This window comes from Citrobacter sp. wls717, from assembly GCF_005280955.1.
GTDB classification, from domain to species: Bacteria; Pseudomonadota; Gammaproteobacteria; order Enterobacterales; family Enterobacteriaceae; genus Citrobacter; species Citrobacter werkmanii.
The window spans coordinates 41,214-67,619 of sequence record NZ_SZWW01000053.1; the positions used below are offsets into that span (position 1 = coordinate 41,214).

General features: G+C 54.3%; 29 protein-coding genes, 1 tRNA gene and 1 riboswitch. Of the genes, 23 read left to right on the forward strand and 7 right to left on the reverse strand.

The genetic code is table 11. The annotated features are described in order from the left end of the window. Positions 1 to 16 precede the first annotated feature (16 nt). Both pduB and pduA read right to left on the reverse strand, forming a co-directional pair. Complete coding sequence (pduB, locus tag FDX09_RS20135) at positions 17 to 829, reverse strand: propanediol utilization microcompartment protein PduB (protein ID WP_003030252.1); 813 nt, start codon at positions 827 to 829, stop codon at positions 17 to 19. After that, entirely contained in the window at positions 829 to 1,110 is a 282-nt protein-coding gene (pduA, locus tag FDX09_RS20140; RefSeq protein WP_003030255.1) for a propanediol utilization microcompartment protein PduA, read from the reverse strand. The genes pduB and pduA overlap by 1 nt, the downstream gene beginning before the upstream one ends. A 525-nt stretch (positions 1,111 to 1,635) precedes the next feature. Between pduA and pduF the strand changes: the two genes are divergently transcribed. The 23 genes from pduF to ldtA all read left to right on the forward strand — a co-directional run bounded on the left by pduF (position 1,636) and on the right by ldtA (position 21,695). Then, positions 1,636 to 2,445 carry a propanediol diffusion facilitator PduF gene (gene pduF / locus FDX09_RS20145; protein WP_137347766.1) on the forward strand — a complete coding sequence of 270 codons (810 nt, stop codon included), beginning with the start codon at positions 1,636 to 1,638 and terminating at the stop codon, positions 2,443 to 2,445. Between the two features lie 203 nt (positions 2,446 to 2,648). After that, positions 2,649 to 3,560 (forward strand): regulatory protein PocR, encoded by a 912-nt coding sequence (gene pocR, locus FDX09_RS20150; protein ID WP_006683984.1) that lies wholly within the window; start codon positions 2,649 to 2,651, stop codon positions 3,558 to 3,560. A gap of 329 nt (positions 3,561 to 3,889) precedes the next feature. Beyond that, a riboswitch (cobalamin riboswitch) is annotated at positions 3,890 to 4,065 on the forward strand. An 87-nt stretch (positions 4,066 to 4,152) separates the two neighbouring features. Further along, positions 4,153 to 5,532 (forward strand): cobyrinate a,c-diamide synthase, encoded by a 1,380-nt coding sequence (locus FDX09_RS20155; RefSeq protein ID WP_137347767.1) that lies wholly within the window; start codon positions 4,153 to 4,155, stop codon positions 5,530 to 5,532. After that, positions 5,529 to 6,488, forward strand: coding sequence for an adenosylcobinamide-phosphate synthase CbiB (cbiB, locus tag FDX09_RS20160; protein ID WP_087855995.1), 960 nt, complete (start codon positions 5,529 to 5,531; stop codon positions 6,486 to 6,488). Before FDX09_RS20155 ends, cbiB begins: the two co-directional genes overlap by 4 nt. A 10-nt stretch (positions 6,489 to 6,498) precedes the next feature. Then, positions 6,499 to 7,131: a cobalt-precorrin-8 methylmutase gene (locus tag FDX09_RS20165; protein ID WP_008785140.1), complete on the forward strand. Its 633-nt coding sequence runs from the start codon at positions 6,499 to 6,501 to the stop codon at positions 7,129 to 7,131. After that, the gene (gene cbiD, locus FDX09_RS20170) at positions 7,128 to 8,264 is read left to right on the forward strand and encodes a cobalt-precorrin-5B (C(1))-methyltransferase CbiD (protein WP_038641657.1); all 1,137 of its coding nucleotides are present in this window, start codon (positions 7,128 to 7,130) and stop codon (positions 8,262 to 8,264) included. The genes FDX09_RS20165 and cbiD overlap by 4 nt, the downstream gene beginning before the upstream one ends. Next, a complete protein-coding gene (locus tag FDX09_RS20175) occupies positions 8,258 to 8,863 on the forward strand; it encodes a cobalt-precorrin-7 (C(5))-methyltransferase (RefSeq protein WP_061381971.1) in 606 nt (201 codons plus the stop codon). The genes cbiD and FDX09_RS20175 overlap by 7 nt, the downstream gene beginning before the upstream one ends. After that, positions 8,853 to 9,422 (forward strand): decarboxylating cobalt-precorrin-6B (C(15))-methyltransferase, encoded by a 570-nt coding sequence (locus FDX09_RS20180; protein ID WP_038641653.1) that lies wholly within the window; start codon positions 8,853 to 8,855, stop codon positions 9,420 to 9,422. The genes FDX09_RS20175 and FDX09_RS20180 overlap by 11 nt, the downstream gene beginning before the upstream one ends. Next, positions 9,415 to 10,188 carry a cobalt-precorrin-4 methyltransferase gene (locus FDX09_RS20185; RefSeq protein ID WP_085047979.1) on the forward strand — a complete coding sequence of 258 codons (774 nt, stop codon included), beginning with the start codon at positions 9,415 to 9,417 and terminating at the stop codon, positions 10,186 to 10,188. Before FDX09_RS20180 ends, FDX09_RS20185 begins: the two co-directional genes overlap by 8 nt. After that, the gene (cbiG, locus tag FDX09_RS20190; protein ID WP_038641649.1) at positions 10,169 to 11,224 is read left to right on the forward strand and encodes a cobalt-precorrin 5A hydrolase; all 1,056 of its coding nucleotides are present in this window, start codon (positions 10,169 to 10,171) and stop codon (positions 11,222 to 11,224) included. The genes FDX09_RS20185 and cbiG overlap by 20 nt, the downstream gene beginning before the upstream one ends. After that, a complete protein-coding gene (locus FDX09_RS20195) occupies positions 11,224 to 11,949 on the forward strand; it encodes a precorrin-3B C(17)-methyltransferase (RefSeq protein ID WP_137347768.1) in 726 nt (241 codons plus the stop codon). Before cbiG ends, FDX09_RS20195 begins: the two co-directional genes overlap by 1 nt. After that, entirely contained in the window at positions 11,946 to 12,731 is a 786-nt protein-coding gene (locus FDX09_RS20200) for a cobalt-precorrin-6A reductase (RefSeq protein ID WP_038641647.1), read from the forward strand. Before FDX09_RS20195 ends, FDX09_RS20200 begins: the two co-directional genes overlap by 4 nt. 10 nt (positions 12,732 to 12,741) lie before the next feature. Further along, a complete protein-coding gene (locus FDX09_RS20205; RefSeq protein ID WP_137347769.1) occupies positions 12,742 to 13,536 on the forward strand; it encodes a sirohydrochlorin cobaltochelatase in 795 nt (264 codons plus the stop codon). Next, complete coding sequence (locus FDX09_RS20210) at positions 13,533 to 14,246, forward strand: cobalt-factor II C(20)-methyltransferase (RefSeq protein WP_137347770.1); 714 nt, start codon at positions 13,533 to 13,535, stop codon at positions 14,244 to 14,246. Before FDX09_RS20205 ends, FDX09_RS20210 begins: the two co-directional genes overlap by 4 nt. Next, entirely contained in the window at positions 14,243 to 14,980 is a 738-nt protein-coding gene (gene cbiM, locus FDX09_RS20215) for a cobalt ECF transporter S component CbiM (protein ID WP_038641642.1), read from the forward strand. Before FDX09_RS20210 ends, cbiM begins: the two co-directional genes overlap by 4 nt. 2 nt (positions 14,981 to 14,982) lie before the next feature. Next, the gene (locus FDX09_RS20220) at positions 14,983 to 15,264 is read left to right on the forward strand and encodes an energy-coupling factor ABC transporter substrate-binding protein (RefSeq protein ID WP_038641640.1); all 282 of its coding nucleotides are present in this window, start codon (positions 14,983 to 14,985) and stop codon (positions 15,262 to 15,264) included. Then, positions 15,251 to 15,928: an energy-coupling factor ABC transporter transmembrane protein gene (locus FDX09_RS20225; protein ID WP_016156861.1), complete on the forward strand. Its 678-nt coding sequence runs from the start codon at positions 15,251 to 15,253 to the stop codon at positions 15,926 to 15,928. The genes FDX09_RS20220 and FDX09_RS20225 overlap by 14 nt, the downstream gene beginning before the upstream one ends. 8 nt (positions 15,929 to 15,936) lie before the next feature. Further along, the gene (locus FDX09_RS20230; RefSeq protein WP_038641638.1) at positions 15,937 to 16,752 is read left to right on the forward strand and encodes an energy-coupling factor ABC transporter ATP-binding protein; all 816 of its coding nucleotides are present in this window, start codon (positions 15,937 to 15,939) and stop codon (positions 16,750 to 16,752) included. Next, the gene (locus FDX09_RS20235; protein WP_137347771.1) at positions 16,749 to 18,269 is read left to right on the forward strand and encodes a cobyric acid synthase; all 1,521 of its coding nucleotides are present in this window, start codon (positions 16,749 to 16,751) and stop codon (positions 18,267 to 18,269) included. Before FDX09_RS20230 ends, FDX09_RS20235 begins: the two co-directional genes overlap by 4 nt. Next, entirely contained in the window at positions 18,266 to 18,811 is a 546-nt protein-coding gene (gene cobU, locus FDX09_RS20240; protein WP_069323548.1) for a bifunctional adenosylcobinamide kinase/adenosylcobinamide-phosphate guanylyltransferase, read from the forward strand. Before FDX09_RS20235 ends, cobU begins: the two co-directional genes overlap by 4 nt. Next, positions 18,808 to 19,551, forward strand: a complete 744-nt coding sequence (gene cobS, locus FDX09_RS20245) for an adenosylcobinamide-GDP ribazoletransferase (RefSeq protein ID WP_038641631.1) — start codon at positions 18,808 to 18,810, stop codon at positions 19,549 to 19,551. Before cobU ends, cobS begins: the two co-directional genes overlap by 4 nt. 24 nt (positions 19,552 to 19,575) lie before the next feature. Next, positions 19,576 to 20,640, forward strand: a complete 1,065-nt coding sequence (gene cobT / locus FDX09_RS20250) for a nicotinate-nucleotide--dimethylbenzimidazole phosphoribosyltransferase (RefSeq protein ID WP_110497565.1) — start codon at positions 19,576 to 19,578, stop codon at positions 20,638 to 20,640. 125 nt (positions 20,641 to 20,765) lie between these two features. Then, complete coding sequence (gene ldtA / locus FDX09_RS20255) at positions 20,766 to 21,695, forward strand: L,D-transpeptidase (RefSeq protein ID WP_137347772.1); 930 nt, start codon at positions 20,766 to 20,768, stop codon at positions 21,693 to 21,695. Between the two features lie 24 nt (positions 21,696 to 21,719). Here ldtA and FDX09_RS20260 read toward each other — a convergent pair whose 3' ends face one another. From FDX09_RS20260 to mtfA, 5 genes are all read right to left on the reverse strand, one after another. After that, a complete protein-coding gene (locus tag FDX09_RS20260) occupies positions 21,720 to 22,403 on the reverse strand; it encodes an ABC transporter ATP-binding protein (RefSeq protein ID WP_038641624.1) in 684 nt (227 codons plus the stop codon). Positions 22,404 to 22,413: 10 nt separating this feature from the next. Further along, positions 22,414 to 24,102, reverse strand: coding sequence for an iron ABC transporter permease (locus tag FDX09_RS20265; RefSeq protein ID WP_137347773.1), 1,689 nt, complete (start codon positions 24,100 to 24,102; stop codon positions 22,414 to 22,416). Then, positions 24,086 to 25,123: an extracellular solute-binding protein gene (locus FDX09_RS20270; protein WP_038641620.1), complete on the reverse strand. Its 1,038-nt coding sequence runs from the start codon at positions 25,121 to 25,123 to the stop codon at positions 24,086 to 24,088. The genes FDX09_RS20265 and FDX09_RS20270 overlap by 17 nt, the downstream gene beginning before the upstream one ends. Before the next feature lie 262 nt (positions 25,124 to 25,385). Further along, positions 25,386 to 25,461, reverse strand: a tRNA-Asn gene (locus tag FDX09_RS20275). Positions 25,462 to 25,560: 99 nt separating this feature from the next. Next, positions 25,561 to 26,358: a DgsA anti-repressor MtfA gene (gene mtfA / locus FDX09_RS20280; protein WP_038641617.1), complete on the reverse strand. Its 798-nt coding sequence runs from the start codon at positions 26,356 to 26,358 to the stop codon at positions 25,561 to 25,563. Positions 26,359 to 26,406 lie beyond the last annotated feature (48 nt).

Genomic DNA, 26,406 nt, shown 5'->3' on the forward strand with positions numbered 1-26,406 from the left:
ATCAGCCTCACTGATATCAGATATAGGACGGACGATCGTTTTTCGGCTCTGAGCCGAGGGTCCCGAGTACGGTTTTACCGATTTCACGGGCGGAGATAACAGCCTGACGAACGGCGCCGGAATCACCAGAGATGACCAGAATGGCTTCGTTGCTGAAGCTGGTGCCATGGGCCGGGGAGCTGTAGGCTACAACTTCTACATTGGCGGATTTCAGCGCAGTATCAGCCATCAGGACACCCACGGAGGCTGGCGCGCCGACAATCACGCCACAGGCACGGCCAATCGGCGCGCCAAAGGCTTTTTCCAGCGCGTAGCTGGCGCGGGCGGTGTATTGCATCTCGATGTGACCGGCTTCGTTGGCATAAACATCGCCAAAGGTGCGATCCAGCTCTTTCAGCGCAACCTCAATTCCGCGTTTCACGTCGGAAACATCGTTGCCGCCGAGGATAATCAGCGAGCCGTGGCCCGCGCCGCCTTTGGTATCTCGTGGTAATTCAATACTGACGACTTCCGTATTTGTTGCTTTTACCGCTTCATCGGCGGCCATAATGTGCGGACCCGCGCCAGTACGGGCGCCAAGGATGCCAATGGAGCGATAACGTTTTTCAAGTTTCATCGCGTCCAGTAAGGCGCTGTCTACGTTGGCGATTACCAGACCGACGGTGTCGCCGATCGCGGTACCGACAAACTCCGTTAAACTGCAGCTTTTCTCTGCCATAGCCGTTTCTCGTGTTGGGTGATTATTTTCAGGGATAGCCTGCTGTTCTGGGGTTGCCACGCGAGCAATCACCTGCGCCATGATCTGTTCAACCAGCTCATTGCTGCTCATTAGCTAATTCCCTTCGGTAAGATTTTTTCTACATCGGTATGAGGGCGCGGGATAACGTGTACGGCTTTCACTTCTCCCACATTACGGGCTGCGGCGGCGCCGGCATCTGTTGCTGCTTTGACTGCGCCGACATCGCCGCGGACAATAACGGTTACCAGCCCCGAACCAATTTTTTCGTAGCCGACCAGCATTACATTGGCTGACTTCACCATTGCATCTGCGGCCTCTATGGCTGCAGTTAAGCCTTTGGTTTCTACCATTCCTAACGCTTCTTGTTGCATAAAGACCTCGCCTGGGTTGTCCCGATATTCATGACTATAAAAAGAAGCGAGGAAAAAGAATGGCTGAGTTGAAAGTATGAATGAAAAAAATAGTGAGGTTATGGTGATATAAAATTGCTGTGTTTTATTTTATCTTTTTGTTTTTAATAGTTATTCTTTGTTTTTATAATATGAATATTTGGTTATGTTAATTCCGTATTTACACTTTTGTTAGTGACATTAAGAATAGCATTTGCTATGCGGAAAAATGAAAATGTGATGATTGTCTGAAAACATAATTCTGCCAATAGCAATATTTTATCGTTTCACAAATGTACCACTAATAGTGGATTTTCCTGTGTTCTCGCCTGTTTTAATAAAAGTGATAGCAAGAATTTGCTATCTCAGCACGATTTTGAGGGGCATGCCGCCTTCAGATTGCCAACATTTTGCCGATACGGCTTTTTATAGTAAGCCTTGAAGTATTCTACGTACCAGCAAGGAGTCCGCTGGTAAAGACACGAACTCTGCTTAGAAGGTGTCACAATGAACGATTCACTAAAAGCGCAATGCATTGCTGAGTTTTTGGGTACCGGGCTGTTTTTGTTTTTTGGCATCGGATGCCTGAGCGCACTTAAAGTCGCGGGCGCCAGTTTGGGATTATGGGAGATCTGCATCATATGGGGGTTGGGGATCTCGCTTGCCGTTTACCTGACAGCGGGGATTTCTGGCGCGCATCTCAATCCTGCAATCACCATCGCCCTGTGGTTATTTGCCTGTTTTCCGGGGCGCAAAGTTGTGCCATACACCGTAGCGCAGGTTGCGGGTGCCTTTGGCGGCGCGTTGCTAGCCTATCTGCTGTACGGAAGTCTATTTACCGAGTATGAGTCTGCCCATCAAATGGTGCGTGGCAGCCTTGAAAGCCTGCAACTGGCCAGTATTTTTAGTACTTATCCAGCGGCGGCGCTCAGCGTCTGGCAGGCTGCGCTGGTTGAAGTAGTGATCACTTCCATTCTGATGGGCATGATCATGGCACTTACCGATGACGGTAATGGCGTCCCCAGAGGGCCATTGGCGCCTTTATTGATTGGCATTCTGGTGGCTGTTCTCGGTGCATCTACCGGGCCGCTCACCGGATTTGCGATGAACCCGGCACGTGATTTCGGTCCAAAATTATTTGCATGGATGGCCGGGTGGGGAGATGTGGCGATGACTGGCGGGCGTGATATCCCTTATTTCATCGTACCGATTGTGGCCCCCATCATCGGTGCGTGCGCGGGCGCAGCAATTTATCGTTATTTTATTGGCAAAAATTTACCGTGTAATACGTGTAAACTGGAGAAAAATGAGAGCTAGCTTCACGGAAGATGTTTATTTTTAAAGCGTAAAAACTGTTTTCGTGATCCGGTTTCCTGAACCGCTGAAAAAGTCTCCCCACAATGGGAGACTTTTGTTATGTTCGATGCTGACTTTCATCAGCGCCCAGGAAAGCGAGATGAAACTGGATGTGTAAATAGTATGTTTTATTTATAACAATAAATTAACTGAGAGGTTTTATCATGATTTCTGCGAGTGCCCTGAACTCAGAACTCATTAATAAAATCGCACAGGATTTTGCGCAGGCCACCAGTCTGGCTGTTGTGGTTGTCAATATTCACGGTGATGAAATTTCTGAGCTTTTTAATTTCACCCCTTTTTGTCAGTTGATGCGCCAGCATCCTCAGCACAGTACCCGTTGTCGTATGAGCGATCGCTGTGGCGGGCTGGAAGCTTCAAAATCCGATCAACCCTGCATCTATCGCTGCCACGCGGGGCTTACCGACTTTTCAATTCCGCTGGTAATTGCGGGTCACCTGGTTGGGTTCGTATTGTGTGGTCAGGTGCGTTTAAGTAACGATGTCGGCCTGGTGGATATCCTGAACGTCGATGACCGCTGGCAAGCCGATCCCGAACTGCTCAGTGAATTTCGTAATGTGCCGGAGATGGACTATTCGCGCGTTATCGCCTCGGCGGATCTGCTAAAGCTCATCGTGGAAAATTGCCTTAAAAAACAACTAAATTTTGTGGTTATCAAAGACAACCCGCAGCAGGCAGAGCCAGTACGCGCCAACCGAACGCCGAATCCTCACGACAGCAAAATGAAAAAAGCGCTGCGCTATATTGATGCGCATTTGTCAGATGAGTTACGCCTGGAAGATGTTGCGTCTCATGTTTACCTTAGCCCTTACTATTTCAGTAAATTGTTCAAAAAATATCAGGGTATCGGGTTTAACGCTTGGGTAAATCAACAGCGAATGGCGAGTGCCAAAGAGTTGCTCTGTCATAGTGACTGGAGCATAGCCAGCATTGCGCGTAATTTAGGCTTTTCACAAACCAGCTATTTCTGCAAAGTATTCCGCCAGACGTATCAGGTTACGCCGCAGGCATTTCGCCAGCAAATAAATGTCATTTCACGCGGTGAGTCCGCTTAAATAGCAATATTTTGCTATTGCCGATTTTTGATATCGGGCGCTATGTCAGTAATTATAAAATGAAAAGTAACAACAGCAGTCAATAAATTGTCATAGCGCAACAAAATAATAGTATTAGAGGGATAAACTGCACCAGTTTTTATTTTTGTGATGAGATACAGTGTCTGTATGCCTGACTTTCTTTATTCTTTGCTGACACTTTCATTCAAAATGTGAACATGTGAATAAGTGGGTTTATGCCAGATAATTGGCTGAATGAATCCGGAAAGATATTAAATTGAATTATTGTCATGAGGTCGTGAATTTACCTCATAACAGGGAGCTTAATTAAGGCTCCTGAACTGACAGGTTTGCCACATTTGTGGTAGGGAAGGGGGTGAGAATCCCCCGCAGCCCCCGCTGCTGTGATGCTGACGACCCCGTATGGACCACTGATCGCAAGATTGGGAAGGACGGGTGAGGATGACGCTAAGCCAGAAGACCTGCCTGTCAGTGACTACCAACAACTTCGGTGGGAAGTGGGTGGTTCAGATGCATACAGTCGAGAGACTGGGTATCTCTACACCCCTACCACCCTGAACAGGATCAGGGTATGGCGGCCAATTTTCACGCATTTGTTCTTGCAGGTACCGGAAGCGGCTGTGGTAAAACCACGGTGACGCTGGGCTTGTTGAGCTTGTTGAAAAAACGCGGTTTACGCGTCCAGCCTTGCAAAGTGGGGCCTGATTACCTTGATACCGGCTGGCATACAGCGGTATGCGGTACCGCTTCCCGCAATCTTGATAGCTTCATGCTTCCCGCTTCCACTCTCAATGCTTTATTCCGCGAGCAGATGCAACATGCCGATATCGCCGTGATTGAAGGCGTGATGGGGTTGTATGACGGTTATGGTACCGACCCGAACTACTGCAGTACCGCCGCGATGGCCAAACAGTTAGGTTGCCCGGTCATCTTACTGGTTGATGGTAAAGCTGTTTCCACCTCGATAGCCGCAACGGTAATGGGTTTTCAGCATTTTGATCCCACGCTGAACATCGCCGGGGTGATCGTTAATCGGGTCAACAGCGAAACGCATTATCAGCTGCTGAAGGTGGCGATTGAGCGTTACTGTTCCGTTCCTGTATTAGGCTACGTTCCCCGTATGGAAGGCGTTGCGCTTCCGGAGCGTCATCTGGGGCTGGTTACCGCGCGTGAATCTGTTATCAATCAGCAGCCGTGGCAGGCCTTTGCCGCGACGCTGGAGCAGACGCTGGATATCGATGCTCTACTGAAATTAAGCCAGCTAAATACCCTCCCTGCGGGTGAATGGCCTACGCTTCCCGATACTGATGCTGGAGAAGGGCTAACGCTTGCTATCGCTGATGACGAAGCGTTCAACTTTTATTACCCGGACAATATTACTTTGCTTGAACGCACGGGGTTGAAGATTGTGCGTTTTAGCCCGTTGCGCGACACCTGTTTACCTGATTGTCAGATGATCTGGCTGGGTGGCGGATACCCTGAGTTACATGCTGCGGCTCTGGCCCGCAATGTCCCGATGCTTAAGCAATTGCGAGCCGCACATCACCGCGGCGTGGCGATTTACGCCGAGTGCGGTGGGCTGATGTATCTCGGCAGTTCGCTGGAGGACAGCCACGGTGATAGCTGGTTGATGGCGGATATCATTCCCGGTCACAGCAAAATGGGGAAACGTCTGACCCGATTTGGCTACTGCGAGGCGCAGGCCGCGCAGCAAACCTTGTTAGCTGCAGAAGGCGAAGTGCTGCGCGGGCATGAATTTCACTACTCAGATTTTATTCCTGAAACTCCCGCGGTGATGCACTGTCGCAAAGTGCGCGATGGCAAAACGTTGCAGACCTGGTCCGGCGGCTGGCAGGTGGGTAACACTTTCGCCAGCTATCTACACGTTCATTTTGCCCAACGTCCGCAGATGCTTAACCATTGGTTGGCAGCCGCGAGGAGCGCGCTATGACGATCCTTGCGTGGTGTGTTGCCTGGCTGCTTGATTTTATTATCGGCGATCCGCAGAACTGGCCGCATCCGGTGCGCTGGATTGGCAATCTGATTTCTGCCATGCAGCGAGTCGTGCGGCGCTACTGCCATAGCGATCGTGCGTTGCGCATTGGTGGCGCGGCGATGTGGGTAGTGGTGGTTGGCCTGACCTGGGCTGTGTCCTGGGGCGTACTGGCGCTGGCGCACTCTATTCATCCCTGGCTTGGTTGGGTGGTAGAGGTTTGGATGATCTTTACCGTGCTGGCGGGGCGCTGTCTGGCGAACGCCGCGCAGGATGTCGAACGTCCGTTGCGTGCCGGTAACCTTGCCGCAAGTCGGGAAAAGTTATCTTGGATCGTAGGTCGCGATACCTCGCAATTACAACCTCAGCAGATCAATCGTGCCGTGGTGGAAACCGTGGCCGAAAACACCGTTGATGGCATCATCGCGCCGCTGTTTTTCCTTCTTCTCGGCGGCGCGCCTTTGGCGATGGCCTACAAAGCGGTAAATACCCTTGACTCCATGGTGGGTTACAAACATGAAAAATACCGCGCTATCGGTATGGTCAGCGCGCGCCTGGATGATGTCGCAAATTATATTCCTGCGAGACTGAGCTGGCTGCTGCTGGGCGTGGCTGCATTTTTATGCCGTCAGGACGGTTCGCGTGCTTTGCAGATCGGCTGGCGCGATCGCTACAACCACAGTAGCCCAAACTGCGCGTGGTCGGAGGCCTCCGTTGCCGGGGCATTAGGTATTCGTCTGGGTGGCCCTAATGACTACTTTGGCGAGCGCGTTGAGAAACCGTGGATTGGTGATGCACAACGCGACATTTCGGTAGACGACATTTCCCATACGATTCGATTGATGTGGGTGGCATCGACGCTGGCACTGGCGCTGTTTATCGCGCTGCGGTGGCTGCTGGTCGGTGTAGCCTGAGGACAACACTATGCAATATATCCAGCAACCCCAGGCTATTGAGGCCAAAAGTTTCGACATTATAGGCGAGATTATCCGTGAAACCCGTCCGGACTATCAGTTTGCCAGTCCGTTGCATGAAGCCATTATCAAGCGGGTCATTCACACCACGGCAGATTTCGACTGGCTGGACATTCTGTGGTTTTCCAGTGATGTGCTGGAGCAGTTCTGCGCGGCGCTTAGCCGTTCGAGCGTGATTTATACCGATACCACCATGGCCCTTTCCGGGATCAATAAAACGCTGCTGGCAAAATTTGGCGGCGAGTGCCGCTGCTATATCAGCGATCCACGAGTCGTACGTACGGCAAAAGAGCAGGGGATCACCCGCTCAATGGCGGCTGTCGATATTGCGGTGAAAGAAGAGGGGGAAAAGCTGTTTGTTTTTGGCAACGCGCCGACAGCGCTGTTCCGCCTGCTTGAGCATGATGTTGCGGTTAGCGGTGTGGTTGGTGTACCGGTCGGGTTCGTTGGTGCTGAAGAGTCGAAAGATGCCCTGACCCAAAGCAACCTGCCGGCCATTGCTGCGTTAGGACGTAAAGGGGGGAGTAACGTCGCCGCTGCTATCGTCAATGCCATGCTTTATCACATGCAGGGGGCGCGATGAGCGAGGCCTTCGATACGCCGGTGTGGCACAACGGCAAAGCGCTGCGTAAAGGATATACCACGGGATCGTGCGCGACGGCGGCTGCAAAAGTGGCGGCACTGATGGTATTGCGCCAGCACCTGATCCATCAGGTTTCCATCGTGACGCCTTCCGGGGTGACGCTGTGCCTGAACGTCGAATCGCCGCATATCGAAGGGCAGCAGGCGATAGCCGCGATCCGTAAAGACGGTGGCGATGATGTCGATGCCACGCATGGCATGCTGATTTTTGCCCGCGTGACGTTAGATGATAGTGGCGTGATCGCCTTACAGGGCGGTGAAGGGGTCGGTACGGTTACCCGCAAAGGGATCGGTCTACCGGTGGGGAGCTCGGCGATTAACCGCACACCTCGCCAGACCATTGAGTCGGCGGTACGTGAAGCGATTGGTCCAAATCGTGGGGCGCAGATTGAAATCTTCGCGCCGGAAGGCGAAGAGCGGGCGCAAAAAACTTACAACTCGCGGCTTGGCATTCTGGGCGGTATTTCGATTATTGGCACCACGGGTATCGTCACGCCAATGTCGGAAGAGAGCTGGAAGCGTTCGCTGTCGCTGGAGCTGGAAATTAAACGCGCGGCGGGTCTGGATCGCGTGGTTCTGGTGCCGGGAAACCACGGTGAACGTTTTGTGCGTGAACAGATGGGCATCGACACCCAGGTTGTGGTCACCATGAGCAACTTTGTCGGCTACATGATTGAAGAAGCCGTCCGTCTGGGATTTCGGCAAATCGTGCTGGTGGGACATCCCGGGAAACTTATCAAAATCGCGGCGGGGATCTTCCATACCCACAGCCATATTGCCGATGCGCGCATGGAAACGCTGGTGGCCCATCTCGCGTTGCTTGGCGCGCCGCTGGAACTGCTGAGGCTGGTCAGCGACTGCGATACTACTGAAGCGGCGATGGAACACATCGACGCGTACGGCTTTCAGCATATTTATAACCATCTGGCGGAGCGGATCTGTATGCGCGTTCTGCAAACGTTGCGCTTTACCAAAAATCCCCCGACCTGCGACGCCATCATGTTCTCGTTTGACAATCAGGTGCTTGGCAGTAATCGCCCGATCGCAGAAATTGCTGAGGAGATGCAATGTTAACCGTTGTGGGAATGGGACCCGCAGGTTTGCATTTGATGACGCCTGCGGCGCGTGAAGCGGTCGCAACGGCTGACGTGCTGGTCGGCGGAAAGCGGCATTTGCAGCAATTCCCGGATTTCACCGGTGAACGGTTTGCTCTTGGCGCCAATATCGCGGAGCTCCTGAACTGGGTAACTGCGCACAAGGATAAGCATGTCGTCGTGCTGGCGTCTGGCGATCCGCTGTTCTACGGCATTGGGACGCGCATGGTGGCGCATTTTGGCATCGGGCAGGTACGCATTATTCCCGGTATTAGCGCGGTGCAGTATCTGTGCGCGCAGTCCGGTATCGATATGAACGATATGTGGCTGACCAGTAGCCACGGGCGCAGCGTCTGTTTCGATGAACTGGCCCGACATAACAAGGTGGGGATGGTTACAGATGCGTTGTGCGGCCCACGTGAAATCGCGCAGCAGCTAATCACTCGAGGCAAGGGACATCGCTGGATGGTTATTGGCGAAAACCTGGCGATGGAAAACGAGCGGATCCATGTCCTGCCTGTGAGTGAAATTAATGCCGACTATGACATGAATGCAGTGGTGATCCTTGATGAAAGATGAGCTGTTTCTGCGTGGAGAGAAGGTGCCGATGACCAAAGAAGCGGTACGCGCACTTGCCCTCTCAAAACTTGAATTACACCGCGCCAGTCACCTGATTGATATTGGTGCGGGAACAGGCAGCGTGTCGATAGAAGCGGCGCTGCAATATCCTGGATTGCGCGTGACGGCAATCGAACGTAACCCGGCGGCGCTCAGGTTGCTGGATGAAAATCGCCAGCATTTTGCCTGCGCAAATATCGACATTTTTCCCGGCGTTGCGCCAATGACCATCGCCGAAAAAGCCGATGCCATTTTTATGGGCGGCAGCGGTGGGCATCTGACCGATCTCATTGACTGGTCGATGCGTCAACTGCATCCCGCCGGGCGGCTGGTAATGACGTTTATCCTCCAGGAAAACCTCAATACCGCGCTGGCTCATCTGGACCATCTTGGCGTACAGGGAGTGGATTGCCTGCAGCTACAGGTTTCCTCGCTTACCACGCTTGGCAGTGGTCATTATTTCAAACCGAATAACCCCGTATTTGTTATCGCCTGTCAGAAGGAAGGAAACCATGTCTGAGATTTTTGATCCCCGTAGCGTGTGGTTCGTTGGCGCAGGTCCTGGCGATCGCGAGCTGATTACCCTCAAAGGTTACCGTTTGCTACAGCAGGCGCAGGTGGTTATCTACGCTGGATCGCTGATTAACACCGAACTGCTGGAATATTGCCCCGCCGGTGCTGAATGCCACGACAGCGCTGAACTGCATCTGGAACAGATCCTCGATCTGATGGAAGCTGGCGTGAAGGCTGGCAAGACCGTGGTGCGTCTGCAAACTGGCGATGTCTCACTGTACGGTTCCGTCCGCGAGCAGGGCGAGGAACTGACCAAACGCGGGATCGACTGGCAGGTGGTGCCCGGCGTCAGCGCATTCCTCGGTGCGGCGGCGGAACTCGGCGTGGAGTATACCGTGCCTGAAGTCTCCCAAAGCCTGATCATTACCCGTCTGGAAGGACGCACGCCGGTCCCCGAGCGCGAACAACTGGAGTCGTTTGCCAGTCACCAGACATCTATGGCGATTTATCTTTCCGTCCAGCGTATTCATCGGGTGGCCGAGCGTTTGATTGAAGGCGGTTATCCGGCGACCACGCCAGTGGCGGTGATCTACAAGGCGACCTGGCCGGAAAGCCAGACCGTGCGCGGTACTCTGGCGGATATTGGCGACAAGGTTCGCGATGCGGGCATCCGCAAAACGGCCCTGATTCTGGTCGGTGATTTCCTGGGCTCGGAGTATCACTACTCCAAACTCTATGCGGCGGACTTTAGCCATGAATACCGTAAAGCCTGAGTCAATTGCGCTTTTTTGCCTGACGCCAGGCGGCGTTGTGCTGGCGAAACGTCTGGCGGCTATGCTGCCGGTCACCTGTTTTACCAGTGAAAAGCTGCTGGAGGAGGGGTTTATTCCCTTTGAAAACGGCTTTGCCAATACCGCCCGCGAAGCGTTTATGAATTATTCAGCGCTGATTTTTATCGGAGCGACCGGCATTGCGGTGCGCGTACTGGCCCCGCTGGTCAACGATAAATTTTGCGATCCGGCGGTGGTGGTCATTGATGAACGTGCCCAGCATGTCATCAGCCTGCTCTCCGGCCACGCAGGGGGCGCGAATGCGCTGGCGCGTTATCTGGCAGGCATGTTGGGCGCCGACCCGGTAATCACCACGGCGACGGATGTCAACGATATGGCGGCCCTGGATACGCTGGCATTCCAGTTGAATGCCCGGATGAGCGATTTCCGTTCGGCGGTGAAGATCGTGAATCAGATGCTGGTCAGCAACAAACGGGTTGGCCTGTGGTGGGATGACGAACTGACCCAGGATATCAGCCATTGCGATCGCCGTGGTTTTATTACGGTAACCGATCTCAATCAGCTTCCCGAACTGGATGCGCTGGTGTGTATCACCTTACGCACCAACTTACCCGAACTGCCTGTTCCGCACTGGAAGCTGGTGCCGCAGCGGGTCGTGGCCGGAATTGGTTGTCGCCGCGACACACCGTTTCCACTGCTGGCTGCGCTGCTTGCCCGTCAACTTGAAGCCCAGCAACTCGACCCGCTGGCGCTCAAAGCCATTGGCAGTATCACGCTGAAAAAAGATGAACAGGGGCTCATCCAGTTGGCTTCGTGCTGCCGCGTGCCTTTCGAAACCTTTTCCGCTGACGCGCTGCGTGAGCATGAACACCGTTTTCCGGCCTCATCGTTTGTTCGTAAAACGGTGGGGACAGGAAGCGTTTCTGGTCCTGCAGCCTGGCTGCTGAGCCACGGACAACTGTTAGGCGAGACCCTGCGAGAACAGGGCGTCACTATCACTTTGGGAGTTTCACACTGATGTTAAGCGTAATTGGAATTGGCCCTGGCTCGCAGGCAATGATGACCATGGAAGCCGTTGAAGCACTACAGGCAGCGGAAATCATCGTTGGCTATAAAACCTACACCCATCTGGTTAAGGCCTTTACTGGCGACAAACAGGTGATCAAAACCGGGATGTGTAAGGAGATTGAACGCTGTCAGGCGGCGATCGAACTGGCGCAGGCGGGTCACAATGTGGCACTCATCAGCAGCGGTGATGCGGGAATTTACGGGATGGCCGGGCTGGTGCTGGAGCTGGTTAGTAAGCAAAAGCTGGAAGTTGAGGTCAGACTGATCCCAGGCATGACTGCCAGCATCGCCGCCGCCTCCTTACTGGGCGCGCCGTTGATGCACGACTTCTGCCACATCAGCTTAAGCGATCTGCTGACGCCATGGCCGGTTATCGAAAAACGCATTGTTGCCGCTGGCGAAGCCGACTTTGTTATCTGTTTCTACAACCCGCGCAGCCGGGGTCGCGAAGGACATCTGGCGCGCGCATTTGAGCTGCTTTCCGCCAGCAAGAGCGCGCAAACGCCGGTGGGTATTGTGAAATCAGCCGGACGTAAAAAGCAGGAAAAATGGCTGACCACTCTCGGTGAAATGGACTTTGAGCCGGTTGATATGACCAGTCTGGTGATCGTTGGCAACAAAACAACCTACGTGCAGGACGGCCTGATGATCACGCCACGAGGTTATGTGCTGTGAATTACGGTGACGTGTTGGTCATGGGCGGTACCAGCGATGCGCGCATGCTGTGCCAGCAACTGGATGCGGCAAACGTGGCCTACACCCTGTCAGTGGCGACCCCAACGGGGAAGCAGCTGGCGGGAGACATCAAAGGCCAGGTGCGTTGCGGACGTCTGGAGCGTGAGCAAATGATTGCCTGGCTGCAGGAAAATCGGACGCGCTGGGTGATTGATGCCTCGCATCCGTATGCCGAGGTGGTGAGCCGCAATATCGTGAGCGCTTGCGAAGCGGCGGGCGTGCTGCTGAGCCGCTACCAGCGTCCTGAGCAGTTGAGTGGTTTAACCCACCCGCATCTGTTTACCGTACAGAGTATTCAGCAAGCCTGCGAGGTGGCGCGACGCTTCGGTAAACGCGTGTTGCTCACTACCGGCAGTAAAGATTTAGCCATCTGGCGTGAAAGATTAGCGGAAAAAACGCTGCTGGCGCGTGTTCTGCCTGTACCTGAGGTCATTCAGCAATGCGCGGATCTGGGTTTTGGCGTCGGTGAAATTTTTGCGTTGTGCGGGCCGTTTAGCGCCGAGTTCAACGCCGCGTTTTACCGTCAGTGTCAGGCTGATGTGGTGATCACCAAAGCATCCGGTGCGGAAGGTGGTTATCAGGAAAAAGTTCAACCCTGTCTGGATGCTGGTATCCCCTGCATCGTGATTACACGTCCGGCACCGTTGGTGACGGGAGAAGAGTTACTGGAAAGTCAGGCCGCATTTGGGGCGCGTTTAACGCGCTGGCTGGCCGCTGCTTAAGGAGTTAGAGATGAAAAAGGCGCTTCTGGTGGTCAGCTTTGGCACCAGCTATCACGACACCTGTGAGAAAAATATTGTGGCCTGCGAGCGCGATCTCGCGGCCAGTTGCCCGGATCGTGACCTGTTCCGTGCGTTTACCTCCGGGATGATTATCCGCAAGCTCAAGCAGCGTGACGGCATTGATATCGACACGCCGTTGCAGGCGCTGCAAAAGCTGGCAGAGCAGGGGTATCAGGATGTGGCTATTCAGTCGCTGCACATCATCAACGGCGACGAATACGAAAAAATTGTCCGCGAAGTACAAAGTATGCGTCCGCTGTTTTCTCGCCTGACGCTCGGCGTACCGCTGCTGAGCAGCCATGAAGATTACGCGCAGCTGATGCTGGCGCTGCAACAGCAGATGCCGCCGCTTGGCGAAAAGGAAAAAGTGGTCTTTATGGGGCACGGAGCCAGCCATCATGCCTTTGCCGCTTATGCCTGTCTCGATCATATGATGACGGCGCAGCGCTACCCGGCGCGGGTCGGGGCGGTGGAAAGCTACCCGGAAGTGGATGTGTTAATTGATAGTTTGTCTCAGGAAGGGGTGACGGCGGTGCATCTGATGCCGCTGATGTTAGTTGCTGGCGACCATGCCATCAATGATATGGCCTCCGACGAAGACGATTCGTGGAATACATTGTTTAATGCGGCCGGGATACGGGCTACGCCGTGGCTCAGTGGGTTGGGTGAGAATCCGGCGGTGCGCGCCATGTTTGTGGCGCATTTACAGCAGGCGCTGAATGTGGCGCTGGAGGAAGCGGCATGAGCGGAAAACTGTACGCGTTAAGCACCGGGCCAGGCGCTTCCGATCTCATCACCGTGCGCGCCGCCCGCACGCTGGGTCTGCTCGATATTCTCTATGCGCCTGCCGGGCGTAAAGGCGGCGACAGCCTGGCGCTGTCAATCGTGCGGGAGTATATCGGCGAGCAGACCGAAGTCCGCTGCTGCCATTTTCCAATGAGTGCCGACAGCGCTGAAAAAGAGGCTGTCTGGGATGAGGTTGCCGCCGCGCTGGTTCAGGAAGTGGAGGCCGGTAAACAGGTTGGTTTTATTACCCTTGGTGATGCCATGCTGTTTAGTACTTGGGTCTTTTTACTCCAGCGTATTGGCTGTCCTGACTGGTTGGAAATCGTTCCGGGCGTGACCTCTTTTGCCGCGATTGCCGCGCGTTCGAAAACGCCGCTCGCCATGGAGCAACAGTCGCTGGCGGTGGTCTCATGTACCGCGCCGGAAGCGGAAATCCAGCAGGCGTTAAAGCAGCATGACAGCCTGGTGCTGATGAAAGTGTACGGTCGTTTTGCGCGCATCAAAGCGTTGCTGCAACAAGAGGGTTTGTTGAATTGCGCATTGATGATGTCTGAAGCCACGCTGCCGGGTGAGCAGTGCTGGCGTCATCTCAACGAAGTCAGCGACGACCAGCCGCTGCCTTATTTCTCGACCATTCTGGTTAATAAACAGTGGGAGTATGCACAATGAAGCTTGAACAACAGCTTAAACAGCTGTCTTTCAGCGGGTTGGCTGCGGCGCTATTACTGATGATTGTCCCTGAGCAAGCGTTCGCCATGCACATTATGGAAGGCTTCTTGCCGCCAATGTGGGCGCTGGCCTGGTGGCTGCTGTTTTTACCTTGCCTGTGGTACGGATTAGTGCGCTTGCGTCAAATCGTCCAGGAAGACAGCCACCAAAAAGTGTTACTGGCCCTCTGCGGCGCGTTTATTTTTGTGCTGTCGGCGCTGAAAATTCCTTCCGTTACCGGAAGCTGCTCGCATCCGACTGGTGTCGGGCTGGCGGTTATCCTGTTCGGACCGGGTGTGGTCGCTATTCTCGGTGCAATCGTCCTGCTGTTCCAGGCCTTGCTGCTGGCGCACGGTGGTTTAACGACGCTCGGCGCCAACGGTATGTCGATGGCGGTGATTGGCCCGGTAGTAGGTTACATGGTGTGGAAAATGGCCTGCCGCGCGGGGCTACGCCGGGATGTCTGCGTCTTCCTGTGCGCCATGCTGGCGGATCTCGTCACCTATTTTGTTACTTCTGTTCAGTTGGGCGTTGCGTTCCCGGATCCGTCCGCAGGCGCAATGGGGTCGATTGTGAAATTCATGGGCATTTTCTGCCTGACGCAGATCCCCATCGCGATTGCGGAAGGTCTGCTCACCGTAATGATTTATGATCAGCTAACCAAACGCCAGTTGATAACCGCACAAGGACATTAACGATGAAAAAGACGCTGATTTTGTTATGCATGGTGGTGGCGCTGGTGATCCTGCCGTTCTTTATCAACCACGGTGGAGAGTACGGTGGTTCAGACGGTGAGGCGGAAAGCCAGATTCAGGCTATCGCCCCGCATTATGAGCCGTGGTTCCAGCCGTTGTACGAACCGGCAAGTGGCGAAATTGAAAGCCTGCTGTTTACGCTCCAGGGCTCGCTGGGCGCAGCCGTAATTTTCTACATTCTGGGTTACACCAAGGGCAGACAACGCCGTGATGACCGGGCTTGACAGGCTTAGCTATCAAAGCCGCTGGTTTCATGTCTCGCCGGTGCGGAAATTTCTGCTTTGGCTGATGATGATGATTCTGGCGTTTACCCTGCCCCCGTTGGGGCAGGGTATCGAGCTGTTACTGATTGCCGCGCTGAGCTGCTGGCTGCTGCGCATTTCCTTCTGGCGCTGGTGCCGCTGGATGGCATTGCCGTTTGGTTTTCTGACGGTTGGTGTTGTGACCATCCTGTTTAGTTTTAGCCGCGATCCGCAAACCCTGCTGGCCAGTATCCCCGTAGGAAGCTATTGGTTAGGCGTGAGCGCGCCAGGCCTGGTCACTGCCAATGAAACCTTCTGGCGCAGCCTTGCGGCGCTGGCGGCAACCTTCTGGTTAGTGCTGAATCTGCCGTTTCCGCAGTTGATTATTTTACTCAAACGCGCACACGTTCCTCGCCTGCTGACTGAACAGATCCTGCTGACCTGGCGGTTTATTTTTATCCTGTTAGACGAGGCGCTGGCTATTCATCGCGCGCAAACGCTGCGTTTTGGTTATCGTAGCTTGCCGTTGGGCTACCGCTCGCTGGCGATGCTGGTGGGATTGTTATTTACCCGTGTGTTGATCCGCTACCAGCAAATGACCACCACACTGGATATCAAACTGTATCAAGGTGATTTTCACCTGTAAGGAAAAGTATGCTTGCCACTTCAGCGCTTTGGTTTCGCTATCAGGATGACCCGATCCTCAAAGGGCTAACGCTGGACTTTTCTACGCATGCCGTCACCGGTCTGGTAGGGGCCAATGGCTGCGGGAAATCCACGCTGTTTATGAATCTGAGCGGGTTATTGCGACCGCAGCAAGGCGCGGTGATGTGGCAGGGCAAACCGCTGGATTACAGCAAACGCGGCCTGCTGGCGCTGCGCCAGCAGGTGGCAACCGTATTTCAGGATCCCGATCAGCAAATCTTTTATACCGATATCGACAGCGATATTGCGTTCAGTCTGCGCAACCTCGGGGTGGATGAAGCTGAAATCTCACGTCGGGTGGAAGATGCGCTCACGCTGGTTGATGCCCAGCATTTTCGCCATCAGCCTATTCAGTGTTTAAGCCACGGGCAAAAAAAACGCGTGGCGATTGCCGGTGCGCTGGTGTTGCAGGCGCAATATCTGCTACTGGATGAACCTACTGCAGGCCTTGACCCATCAGGCCGCACGCAGATGATTGAGATAATCAAACGCATCGTAGCGCAAGGAAACCACGTGGTTATCTCCAGCCATGATATCGATCTTATCTATGAGGTCAGCGATGCAGTTTACGTTTTACGCCGGGGCGAAGTGCTGACGCACGGCACGCCGGGTGAGGTTTTCGCCCGGACGGATCTTATTGAACAAGCTGGATTGACCCAGCCCTGGCTGGTGAAGCTGCATACTGAGCTGGGTTTCCCGCTGTGTAAAACAGAGGCTGAATTTTTTAGTCGTATGCGAGAGAACGCACTGAAGGAGGCGTCATGACGCAGGCAATAATGTTGCAGGGAACGGCATCTGATGTGGGTAAAAGCGTGTTGGTCGCCGGGCTGTGTCGAATTTTTTACCAGGACGGACTGCGTACCGCGCCGTTCAAATCGCAGAATATGGCGCTGAACTCGGGCATTACGCCAGAGGGTAAAGAGATGGGCCGCGCGCAAATTTTTCAGGCTGAGGCGGCCGGCATTACGCCGGATGTGCGTATGAATCCGGTGCTGCTTAAGCCGACCAGCGATCGTAAAGCGCAGGTTGTGCTGATGGGCAAAGTGGCGACCGATATGGATGCGGTGAGTTACCACGAGTATAAGCCGCGTCTGCGGGAGCAGATCCTGTCAGTGTATAACAGTCTGGCGCAGGAGTTCGATGTGCTGGTGCTGGAAGGCGCGGGAAGCCCCGCTGAGATTAACCTGCGCGATCGCGATATCGTCAATATGGGTATGGCTGAGATGGCGCAATGCCCGGTCGTTCTGGTGGCCGATATCGATCGCGGCGGCGTGTTTGCCTCTATTTACGGCACGCTGGCGCTACTGCATGACCATGAACGCGCCAGGGTAAAAGGGGTGATCATCAATAAGTTTCGCGGTGATGTGGCGCTACTGTACTCCGGTATCGAGCAAATTGAAGCGCTGACCGGCGTTCCGGTGCTGGGCGTCATGCCATGGCTGGATGTTGATCTGGAAGATGAAGACGGCGTGGCGCTGCAAAAGGGCAAGTATCTGCGTACTGACAAACGCGACATCGACATTGCCGTTGTTCAACTTCCGCACATTTCTAATTTTACTGATTTCAATGCGCTTGCGGCACAACCGGATGTGCGCGTGCGCTACGTTCGCCAGCCTGAAGAACTGGCGGAGGCCGATCTGGTGATTCTGCCAGGCAGCAAAAACACGCTGGGCGATCTGGTGTGGCTGCGTGAAAGCGGAATGGCGCATGGCGTCGTGCAATTGCATCGTAATAACGTTCCGGTGGTGGGGATTTGCGGTGGCTACCAAATGCTCGGCGATACCATCATTGATGAGGTGGAATCAGGGCTCGGTACGCTGCCGGGTCTGGGCTTGCTTAATACGGTGACCCATTTTGCCCAGCATAAAACCACGACCCTGGTTGAGGGGAAAATGTCTTCTTCGCTGCCCGACTGGCTGGCGGGCGCGGCAGACTTATCCGTTCGCGGTTATGAAATCCATATGGGCGAAACGGCATTATCCGCAGCATGCCAGTCGGTGATGACGCTGCGCAAAGAAGGCAGACATGTGGCTGACGGCGCGGTAACACCGGATGGCCTGGCGTTCGGCACCTATCTTCACGGTCTGTTCGACAGCGATGAATTTACCCGTGCATTGGTGAATGGCCTGCGCGTACGCAAAGGATTAGCACCGCTGGATTCCACCTTCCATTACGCGCAATATAAATCGCAGCAGTTTGATCTGCTGGCGGATGCGATGCGGCAACACATCGATATTGAGAAAATTTATACCATCATGAAGCAACACCGGGAGCCCGTATGATGATTCTGGTTACGGGCGGCGCACGAAGCGGCAAGAGTCGGCATGCGGAAGCGCTAATCGCTGATTCCCCAAACGTTCTGTATATCGCGACTTCGCAGATTTTTGATGAGGAGATGGCGGCGCGAATTCAGCACCATCGCGATGGACGCCCTGCGCACTGGCGTACTGCCGAGCGCTGGCAACATCTCGATGAGCTGATTACGGCAACAAACGATCCTCAGGAAGCCATTTTGCTGGAGTGCATCACCACCATGGTGACCAATCTGCTGTTTGCTCTGGGCGGCGACAGCGACCCGGATAGCTGGGATTACGCGGCGATGGAGCAGTCCATCGAGGATGAGATCCGTTTGCTGATTGCTGCCTGTCACCGTTGCCCGGCAACGGTGGTCCTGGTGACTAACGAAGTCGGAATGGGGATTGTTCCGGAGAACCGTCTGGCCCGGCATTTTCGCGATATTGCCGGACGCGTGAACCAGAGACTGGCGACGGCAGCTGATGAGGTGTGGCTGGTGGTATCAGGAATTGGAGTCAAAATTAAATGAGTAAGTTGTTCTGGGCAATGCTTTCTTTTATCAGCCGCTTGCCCGTTCCTGCTCGGTGGTCGCAAGGACTGGATTTCGAGCACTATTCGCGCGGTATCGTGATGTTTCCCCTGATAGGCGTGGTGCTGGGCGGGCTGACGGGGCTGGTCTTTATGGCGCTGCAGCCCTGGTGTGGTACTCCACTGGCAGCCTTATTTGCCGTATTGACGCTGGCGTTGTTGACCGGCGGTTTTCATCTGGACGGTCTGGCGGATACCTGTGACGGTATTTTTTCTGCCCGTCGACGCGAACGGATGCTGGAAATCATGCGCGACAGTCGCCTGGGAACCCATGGCGGGCTGGCGTTAATTTTTGTTTTGCTGGCCAAAGTGCTGGTGGTGAGCGAACTGGCTTTACGTGGCACGCCAATGCTGGCGGCGCTGGCTGCGGCATGTGTCGCCGGGCGGGGTAGCGCTGTTTTGCTGATGTATCGACATCGCTACGCCCGCGAAGAAGGGCTGGGCAATGTCTTTATCGGCAAAGTTACCGGGCGTCAAACCTGCGTCACACTGGGGTTGGCGGCAATCCTGGCCGCTGTGCTGCTTCCGGGCATGCGCGGCGTAGCAGCGATGGCTGTCACGATGGTGGCGATTTTCATTCTTGGGCAGTTATTAAAACGTACGTTGGGTGGGCAAACCGGCGATACGTTGGGCGCAGCCATTGAACTTGGCGAGTTGATATTCTTGCTGGCTCTGCTTTGAGTCAGCCAACATACTGGAACCCTTATGCAGACTTTAACCTCTTTACTCCACGCGATCCCTTCACCTGACAGTGCCGCGATGCTGCGTGCTCAGCAGCATATTGATGGCTTATTAAAGCCGCCGGGAAGTCTGGGTCGGCTCGAATCTCTTGCTGTGCAACTGGCTGGTATGCCTGGCCTGAAAGGTGTGCCGCATGTGAAGGACAAAGCGATGCTGGTGATGTGCGCCGATCATGGCGTCTGGGATGAAGGGGTTGCCGTTTCGCCTAAAGTGGTCACGGCTATTCAGGCCGCCAATATGACGCGTGGGACGACAGGCGTTTGCGTTCTGGCCGCTCAGGCTGGGGCAAAGGTGCATGTCATTGACGTGGGAATTGACGCGGAGCTTATCCCCGGCGTGGTGAATATGCGCGTCGCGCGCGGCTGCGGCAATATTGCCCAGGGTCCGGCAATGAGCCGTTCGCAGGCAGAGGAACTGCTGTTGGAAGTTATCCGCTATACCCATGAACTGGCGAAACAGGGCGTAACGCTGTTTGGCGTGGGTGAACTCGGTATGGCAAATACCACGCCCGCGGCGGCTATCGTCAGCGTGCTGACCGGCAGCGATGCCGAAGATGTGGTGGGCATCGGCGCTAACCTGCCGCTTTCCAGAGTAGGTAATAAAGTAGAGGTTGTGCGGCGAGCCATTGCCGTCAATCAACCGGATCGCAATGACGGTATCGATGTACTGGCAAAAGTGGGCGGATTTGATCTGGTTGGCATGGCGGGTGTGATGCTGGGCGCGGCCTCCTGTGGGCTGCCGGTCGTGCTGGATGGTTTTCTTTCATACTCGGCTGCGCTGGCGGCCTGCCAGATCGCACCGCAGATTAAACCCTATCTGATCCCGTCACATTTCTCTGCTGAGAAGGGGGCCCGCACTGCGTTGGCGCATCTGGAGCTGGATCCGTATCTGAATATGGGGATGCGTTTAGGTGAAGGCAGCGGGGCCGCGCTGGCGATGCCGATTATTGAGGCAGCCTGCGCGATGTACCACAACATGGGGCAGTTAGCCGCCAGCAACATTGTGCTACCGGATGGTAAAGAAGCATAGTTACGTGCCCCTGAACCTCGCTGCATGGCGAGGTTTATTTTTGCGCATTGAATTCGTAACCCACTAAAACAGATAATAAAAGCTATAATTACCGGATATCTGCTGCGGCAACGGAAAGGAAAAAGATGCGTCGTGTAAAACTGCTTTGTTCACTCATCATGCTGCTTGCGAGTCAGGTAGCTCAAGCGGTGAGTTATCCGCTACCGCCAGAAGGTAGTCGTCTGGTAGGTAGCCCGCTGACGATTACGGTCCCGCCCGGAAACACCCAGCCGCTGGAGGCATTTGCCGCGCAGTACGGGCAGGGGTTGAGCAATATGCTCGAGGCCAATCCCGGCGTAGACGTTTTTCTGCCTAAGTCTGGCTCAACGCTGGTCGTACCGCAGCAACTGATCTTGCCGGATACCGTGCGTGAAGGCATTGTTATCAACGTCGCCGAAATGCGTCTTTATTACTATCCTCCGGGCACAAACACGGTTGAAGTTTTGCCGATTGGCATTGGACAGGCGGGGAGAGAAACGCCGCGTAACTGGGTGACGGCGGTCGAGCGTAAGCAGGAAGCGCCGAGCTGGACGCCGACGCCGAATACCCGACGGGAATATGCCGCACGTGGGGAAACCTTGCCCGCGTTTGTGCCTGCCGGACCAGATAACCCGATGGGCCTGTATGCGATTTATATCGGCAGGCTTTATGCCATTCACGGCACTAATGCTAACTTCGGTATTGGTCTGCGGGTGAGCCAGGGCTGCATCCGTTTGCGTAATGACGATATTAAGTACTTGTTTGACATGGTGCCGGTTGGGACGCGTGTGCAACTGATTGACCGCCCGGTGAAATACAGCGAGGAACCAGACGGCAGCCGCTGGGTAGAAGTGCATGAGCCGCTGTCACGAAATCGTTCTGAGTACGAGTCTGACAGAAAGGTTCCCTTGCCGATCACTCCCGCTTTGCGCACATTTATCAGCGGGAGTGGCGTGGATGTGAGCCGCGGGAATCAGGCCCTGGAAAGACGCTCCGGTATGCCGGTGAACATCAGCCAGGTTCAGCAGCATTTTTAATATTAAAGCGGCCCAGGTTTATCGTCAGATAAGGTGGGGCGCTTTTTTAATTTGATACTGCCCCATTTTTACCACGCCGATATGGTCTGCCATTAGCTGCGCTTCGTGTTCGCTGTGGGTAACCAGCAGTGCCGTTTGCCCGGCAGCGCGCAAAATATCCCGTACCTCGTTGCCAAGACGCTCGCGCGTGCGCTTATCAAGGCTGGAAAAGGGTTCATCCAGCAACAGAATTTCCGGATGCGGTGCCAGCGCACGCGCGAGCGCGATGCGCTGCTGTTGACCGCCGGAAAGTTCATGGGGATAGCGGTTGGCATGGCTATGTAATTCCACCATTTTTAACAGCTCCGCCACCCGGGCCTGCTGTTCTTCACGCGGCATACGGCGTAATCCAAAGGCGACATTTTGGTGCGCGGTCAGATGCGGAAATAACGCATATTCCTGAAAAACCATGCCGACATGACGCTTTTCAGGCGGGAGATGAACACCGGGAGCGGCAACACGATGCTGAGACACATAGATCTCTCCGCTTCGCAGTCGTTCAAACCCCGCAACGGCGCGTAGAACCGTGGTTTTCCCGCAGCCTGAAGCCCCTAACAGACAGGCGATTTCCCCTTTGCGTACCGACATTGAAAATCCATTCAGTACCGATTGCTGGCTGTTGCCATAGGCAACGTGCACATCCTGGAGGCGTAATGCAATTTCTGACATTGTTACTCTCTTAACCCCGGCGAGTCATTTGGTGACGCACCAATAAAATAACCGGTAGCGTGCCAGCTAAAACAATCATTAGCGCGGCGATTGCACCTTCTTCATAAGTTCCACGAGCGGCTTCCGCATACAGTAATGTTGCCAGCGTTTCGAAGTTAACCGGACGCAAAAGTAATGTTGTGGGTAGCTCTTTCATCGCGTCGGCAAAAACCAGCAGGGCGCTGCTTACCAGCGCCGGGCGCAGTAGAGGGAAATGAACCCGTGCAAACGTGCCCGCGCCATTCTCGCCCAACAGCCGGGAAGCCTGCTCCAGCGAAGGTGGAATGCGTCCCAGACCGGAATCCAGCGCGCCGATAGCAATCGCCTGGAAACGCATGGCGCAACAAATGACCAGCAGGATCCCGGCTGACATCAGCGGCAGGCCACGCACATCCAGCAAGTCAGCCAGCCAACGGTCAACCGCCATGGCCGGCGTTAAAAAACCAATCGCCAGGATTGTGCCGGGAACCGCGTAGCCTAAAGAGGCCAGACGCATCACGCCACGGCGAAACCCCGGCATCGCGTTGTCTGCAGCGCTATGGCGTGCGCTCCAGGCTACCAACATACTGACGCAAACCACCACCAGCGTGGTTCCCGCCGCGAGCAAGAGCGTATTTTGTAATGCTGACAGTAACGAGGGGGAGAGAAGATTGCCATCGCCGATACGTTTGGCGCTTTCCCACATTAAAAACAGCACCGGGGCCAGAAAACCCAGCACAACCGGCAGCGAAATAACGGCACCAAGCAGCCAGCCGCGCCAACCCTGCACGCGCGTGGGTTGAATTTCCCGCAGACTGCGGCTGCTGAACCCCTGTTTTCTGCGGCCATAAAATTCCAGCGTCAGAATAAAGAAGATAAACATCAGCATCATGCAGGCGATTTGCGCCGCTGAAGATAAATCGGAGCGCGAGATCCACGTGGTGTACACGGTAACAGTTAACGTCTGCACCCCAAGGAATTCTGACGCGCCGATGTCGTTAAGCGTTTCCAGCAATGCCAGACTGATGCCAACGGCCAGGGCCGGACGTGCCATGGGGAGGGCAACGCGAAAAAAAGTTCCGGTCGCGCTGCATCCCAGCGTACGTGCGGCTTCCAGTAAATGAGCCGGCTGGCTGATAAACATGGCGCGGGTGGTCAGGTACACGTAAGGATAAAGTACTAAGCCGAGCAGAATTATTGCACCGGAAAGAGAGCGTAAATCTGGCAGGCGGAACTGTCGTGGGCTGTCAAAGCCCAGTAAGAAACGAATAAAGGTTTGCAGGGGACCAATCGGATGCAGCAGATCGAGCCAGGCAAAGGCGACGATGTAGGTCGGCATCGCCAGCGGCAACAGTAGCGCCCAACTGAGAATTTTGCGTCCAGGAAAATCCCATGCCGTCACCGCCCATGCGCTACCTACGCCAATGACGCCGACCATCACGGCGACACCCGCTAACAACAGTACGGTATTTTTTAACGCGGCAGGCAACACCCACGTCAGGAGATTATCCCAGTGAGATAAATCGGCCTGGGTAGCCTGCCAGATCAGCGCAATGACGGGGGTCAGGACGCCAAGCGCCACGCACAGCGCGCCAAGATGCAACGGCGTTAATAATGACTGCGGCCCGGAAACCAGGCCGCGTAACGCTGGAAACTGCAAAGGTTTATTGATCGAATCCAACTTTATCTACCAGCAGGCTAGCTTGTTTACGATACTTCACGATTTCAGTCAACGGTGTCTTATCGACATCAATTTCACCGATGGTGGCGCTGATAACCGGATCAAGCGTTACGCCTTTCAGTACCGGATATTCAAAGTTCGCTTTCGCATACTGCTGCTGGGCAGGCGCGGAAACCAGATACTCCATCAGCTTAACGGCATCGGCTTTATTTGGCGCATAGCGGGCAACGGCAGCGCCGCTGATATTGACGTGCGTGCCGCCATTCTCAAAGGTTGGTTTTACGACTTTGATGGCATCGCCCCATTGACGAGCATCGCTGCCTTCTTTGGCATTTTTCATATGGCCGACGTAATAGGAGTTAGCCAGACCGATATCACAAATTCCACCGAGGATATCGCGGGCAACATCGCGGTCACCGCCGGTAGCTTTACGGGCCAGGTTAGCCTTCACGCCGCGCAGCCAGTCTTCGGTTTTAGCTTCACCGTGATGGGCAATCATCGCAGCGATCAGCGCCGTGTTATACGGATGCTGCCCGGAGCGGATACAGACTTTACCTTTATACTCCGGGCTGGCGAGTTGTTCGTAATGCCAGTTATCAATGGGCATTGATTTTTCGGCATACAGCACACGAGCGCGCATAGAAAGTGCAAACCACTGATTATCCGCACCGCGCAGGTTGGCTGGAATCGCGGTTTTCAACGCTTCTGACTCTACCGGTTGGGTCACTCCGGCTTCCACGAGATCGAGGAGATTGCCTGCATCAACGGTCATCAGCAGGTCGGCAGGGGAGTTTTTGCCTTCCGCTTTAACGCGCTCAAGCATGCCATCCTTGATATAAACCGTACTGACTTTGATGCCGCTGGTTTTTGTCCAGCTATCAAGTAACGGCTGAATCAGACCTGGTTCACGGGTGGTGTAAAGCGTTAATGTTTCCTGGGCGAAAGCCGGCAGGCTAACAGCGAAGACCAGGGCAGAGGCAAGCGTGATACGGCGCAGTCCGGTGCGAGGCAGAGCATTCATCGTTTATATCCCAGAGTAATTGGAACGTACAGTGAACCGAGCAGAGCTCGTTCTTTTGGCTCGCGTACAATAAATGATAATCACTAGCAGTTACAATAATTGCAAAGTTTAAACGATTTACATTTACATAACTTTAATCAATGGTGTGATGCGACATGGAATAGGGGCGGTACAACAGGCAGAACGCTTATGCAGGATGCTTTTATGTAAGCCTGAAAAGCAAAAAGCCCGCTCAAGTTTCCTTAAGCAGGCTTCTTAAATTTGGCTCCTCTGACTGGACTCGAACCAGTGACATACGGATTAACAGTCCGCCGTTCTACCGACTGAACTACAGAGGAATCGTGTGAACGAGGCGCATATTACTGACCTCACCCTGAGGTGTCAACAGTAAAATTAGCGCGTCATTTCAATTGGTTAATTAATCTTCAAATTCAGTGTTAATGCACATTTGAGGAGCGATAATGGTCATCTTCGGGGTTATCACGTAACCGTTGCATTGGGTTTTGGCGGTAAAACAGGATGAAACGCTGCCATAAAGCCGGGAACCGTGGAGCAAATAATTCAGGTGCGCTGAAAAAATACTCGGATAATACGGCAAAGCATTCGGCCGGATCGGTTGCAGCGTAGGCGTCTATACTGCATGCGGTTTCCCCTACCAGATCGATTTCATCCTGAATATTGTTCATTGCGGCATGCAGGTCGTGCTCCCAGCCGGCAATGTCTCGCAGAGGAATCGCCGGAATTCCGCTGGCGCGATCGCCATTACGCATATCCAGCTTATGCGCGACTTCATGAATGATCAGATTAAAGCCTGAGGCATCAAAGGAATCCTGAATATCAAGCCAGTTGAGAATTATCGGACCTTGCTGCCAGCTCTGCCCGGACTGAACGACACGTTGATTGTGTACCAGACCAATTTCGTCTTCCCATTCGTCGTCGACAACAAATGGGGCAGGGTAGATGAGAACTTCATGAAACCCATCGAGCCACTCGATCCCCAATTCCAGAACAGGTAAACAGAAGAGCAGAGCAATGCGCGCACTTTTTAGCGGGTCCAGCTCAAACCCCTGAAGTGCTACCAATCTTTTTTGCTGTAAAAAACGCTCGGCCAGGGCGATTAGTCTGGCTTGTTCTTGCTCGGTGAGATTCACCAGAAGCGGAATAGCCAGGGCGTTATCCCAGGGCCAGTCGTCATTTCGGGCTGTTTCTTGCTCTTTCCAGGGCCACTTAATCATCGTTTTGCTCGCAAACTCGTCACTTGAACGAAATTGACGGAACTGGGT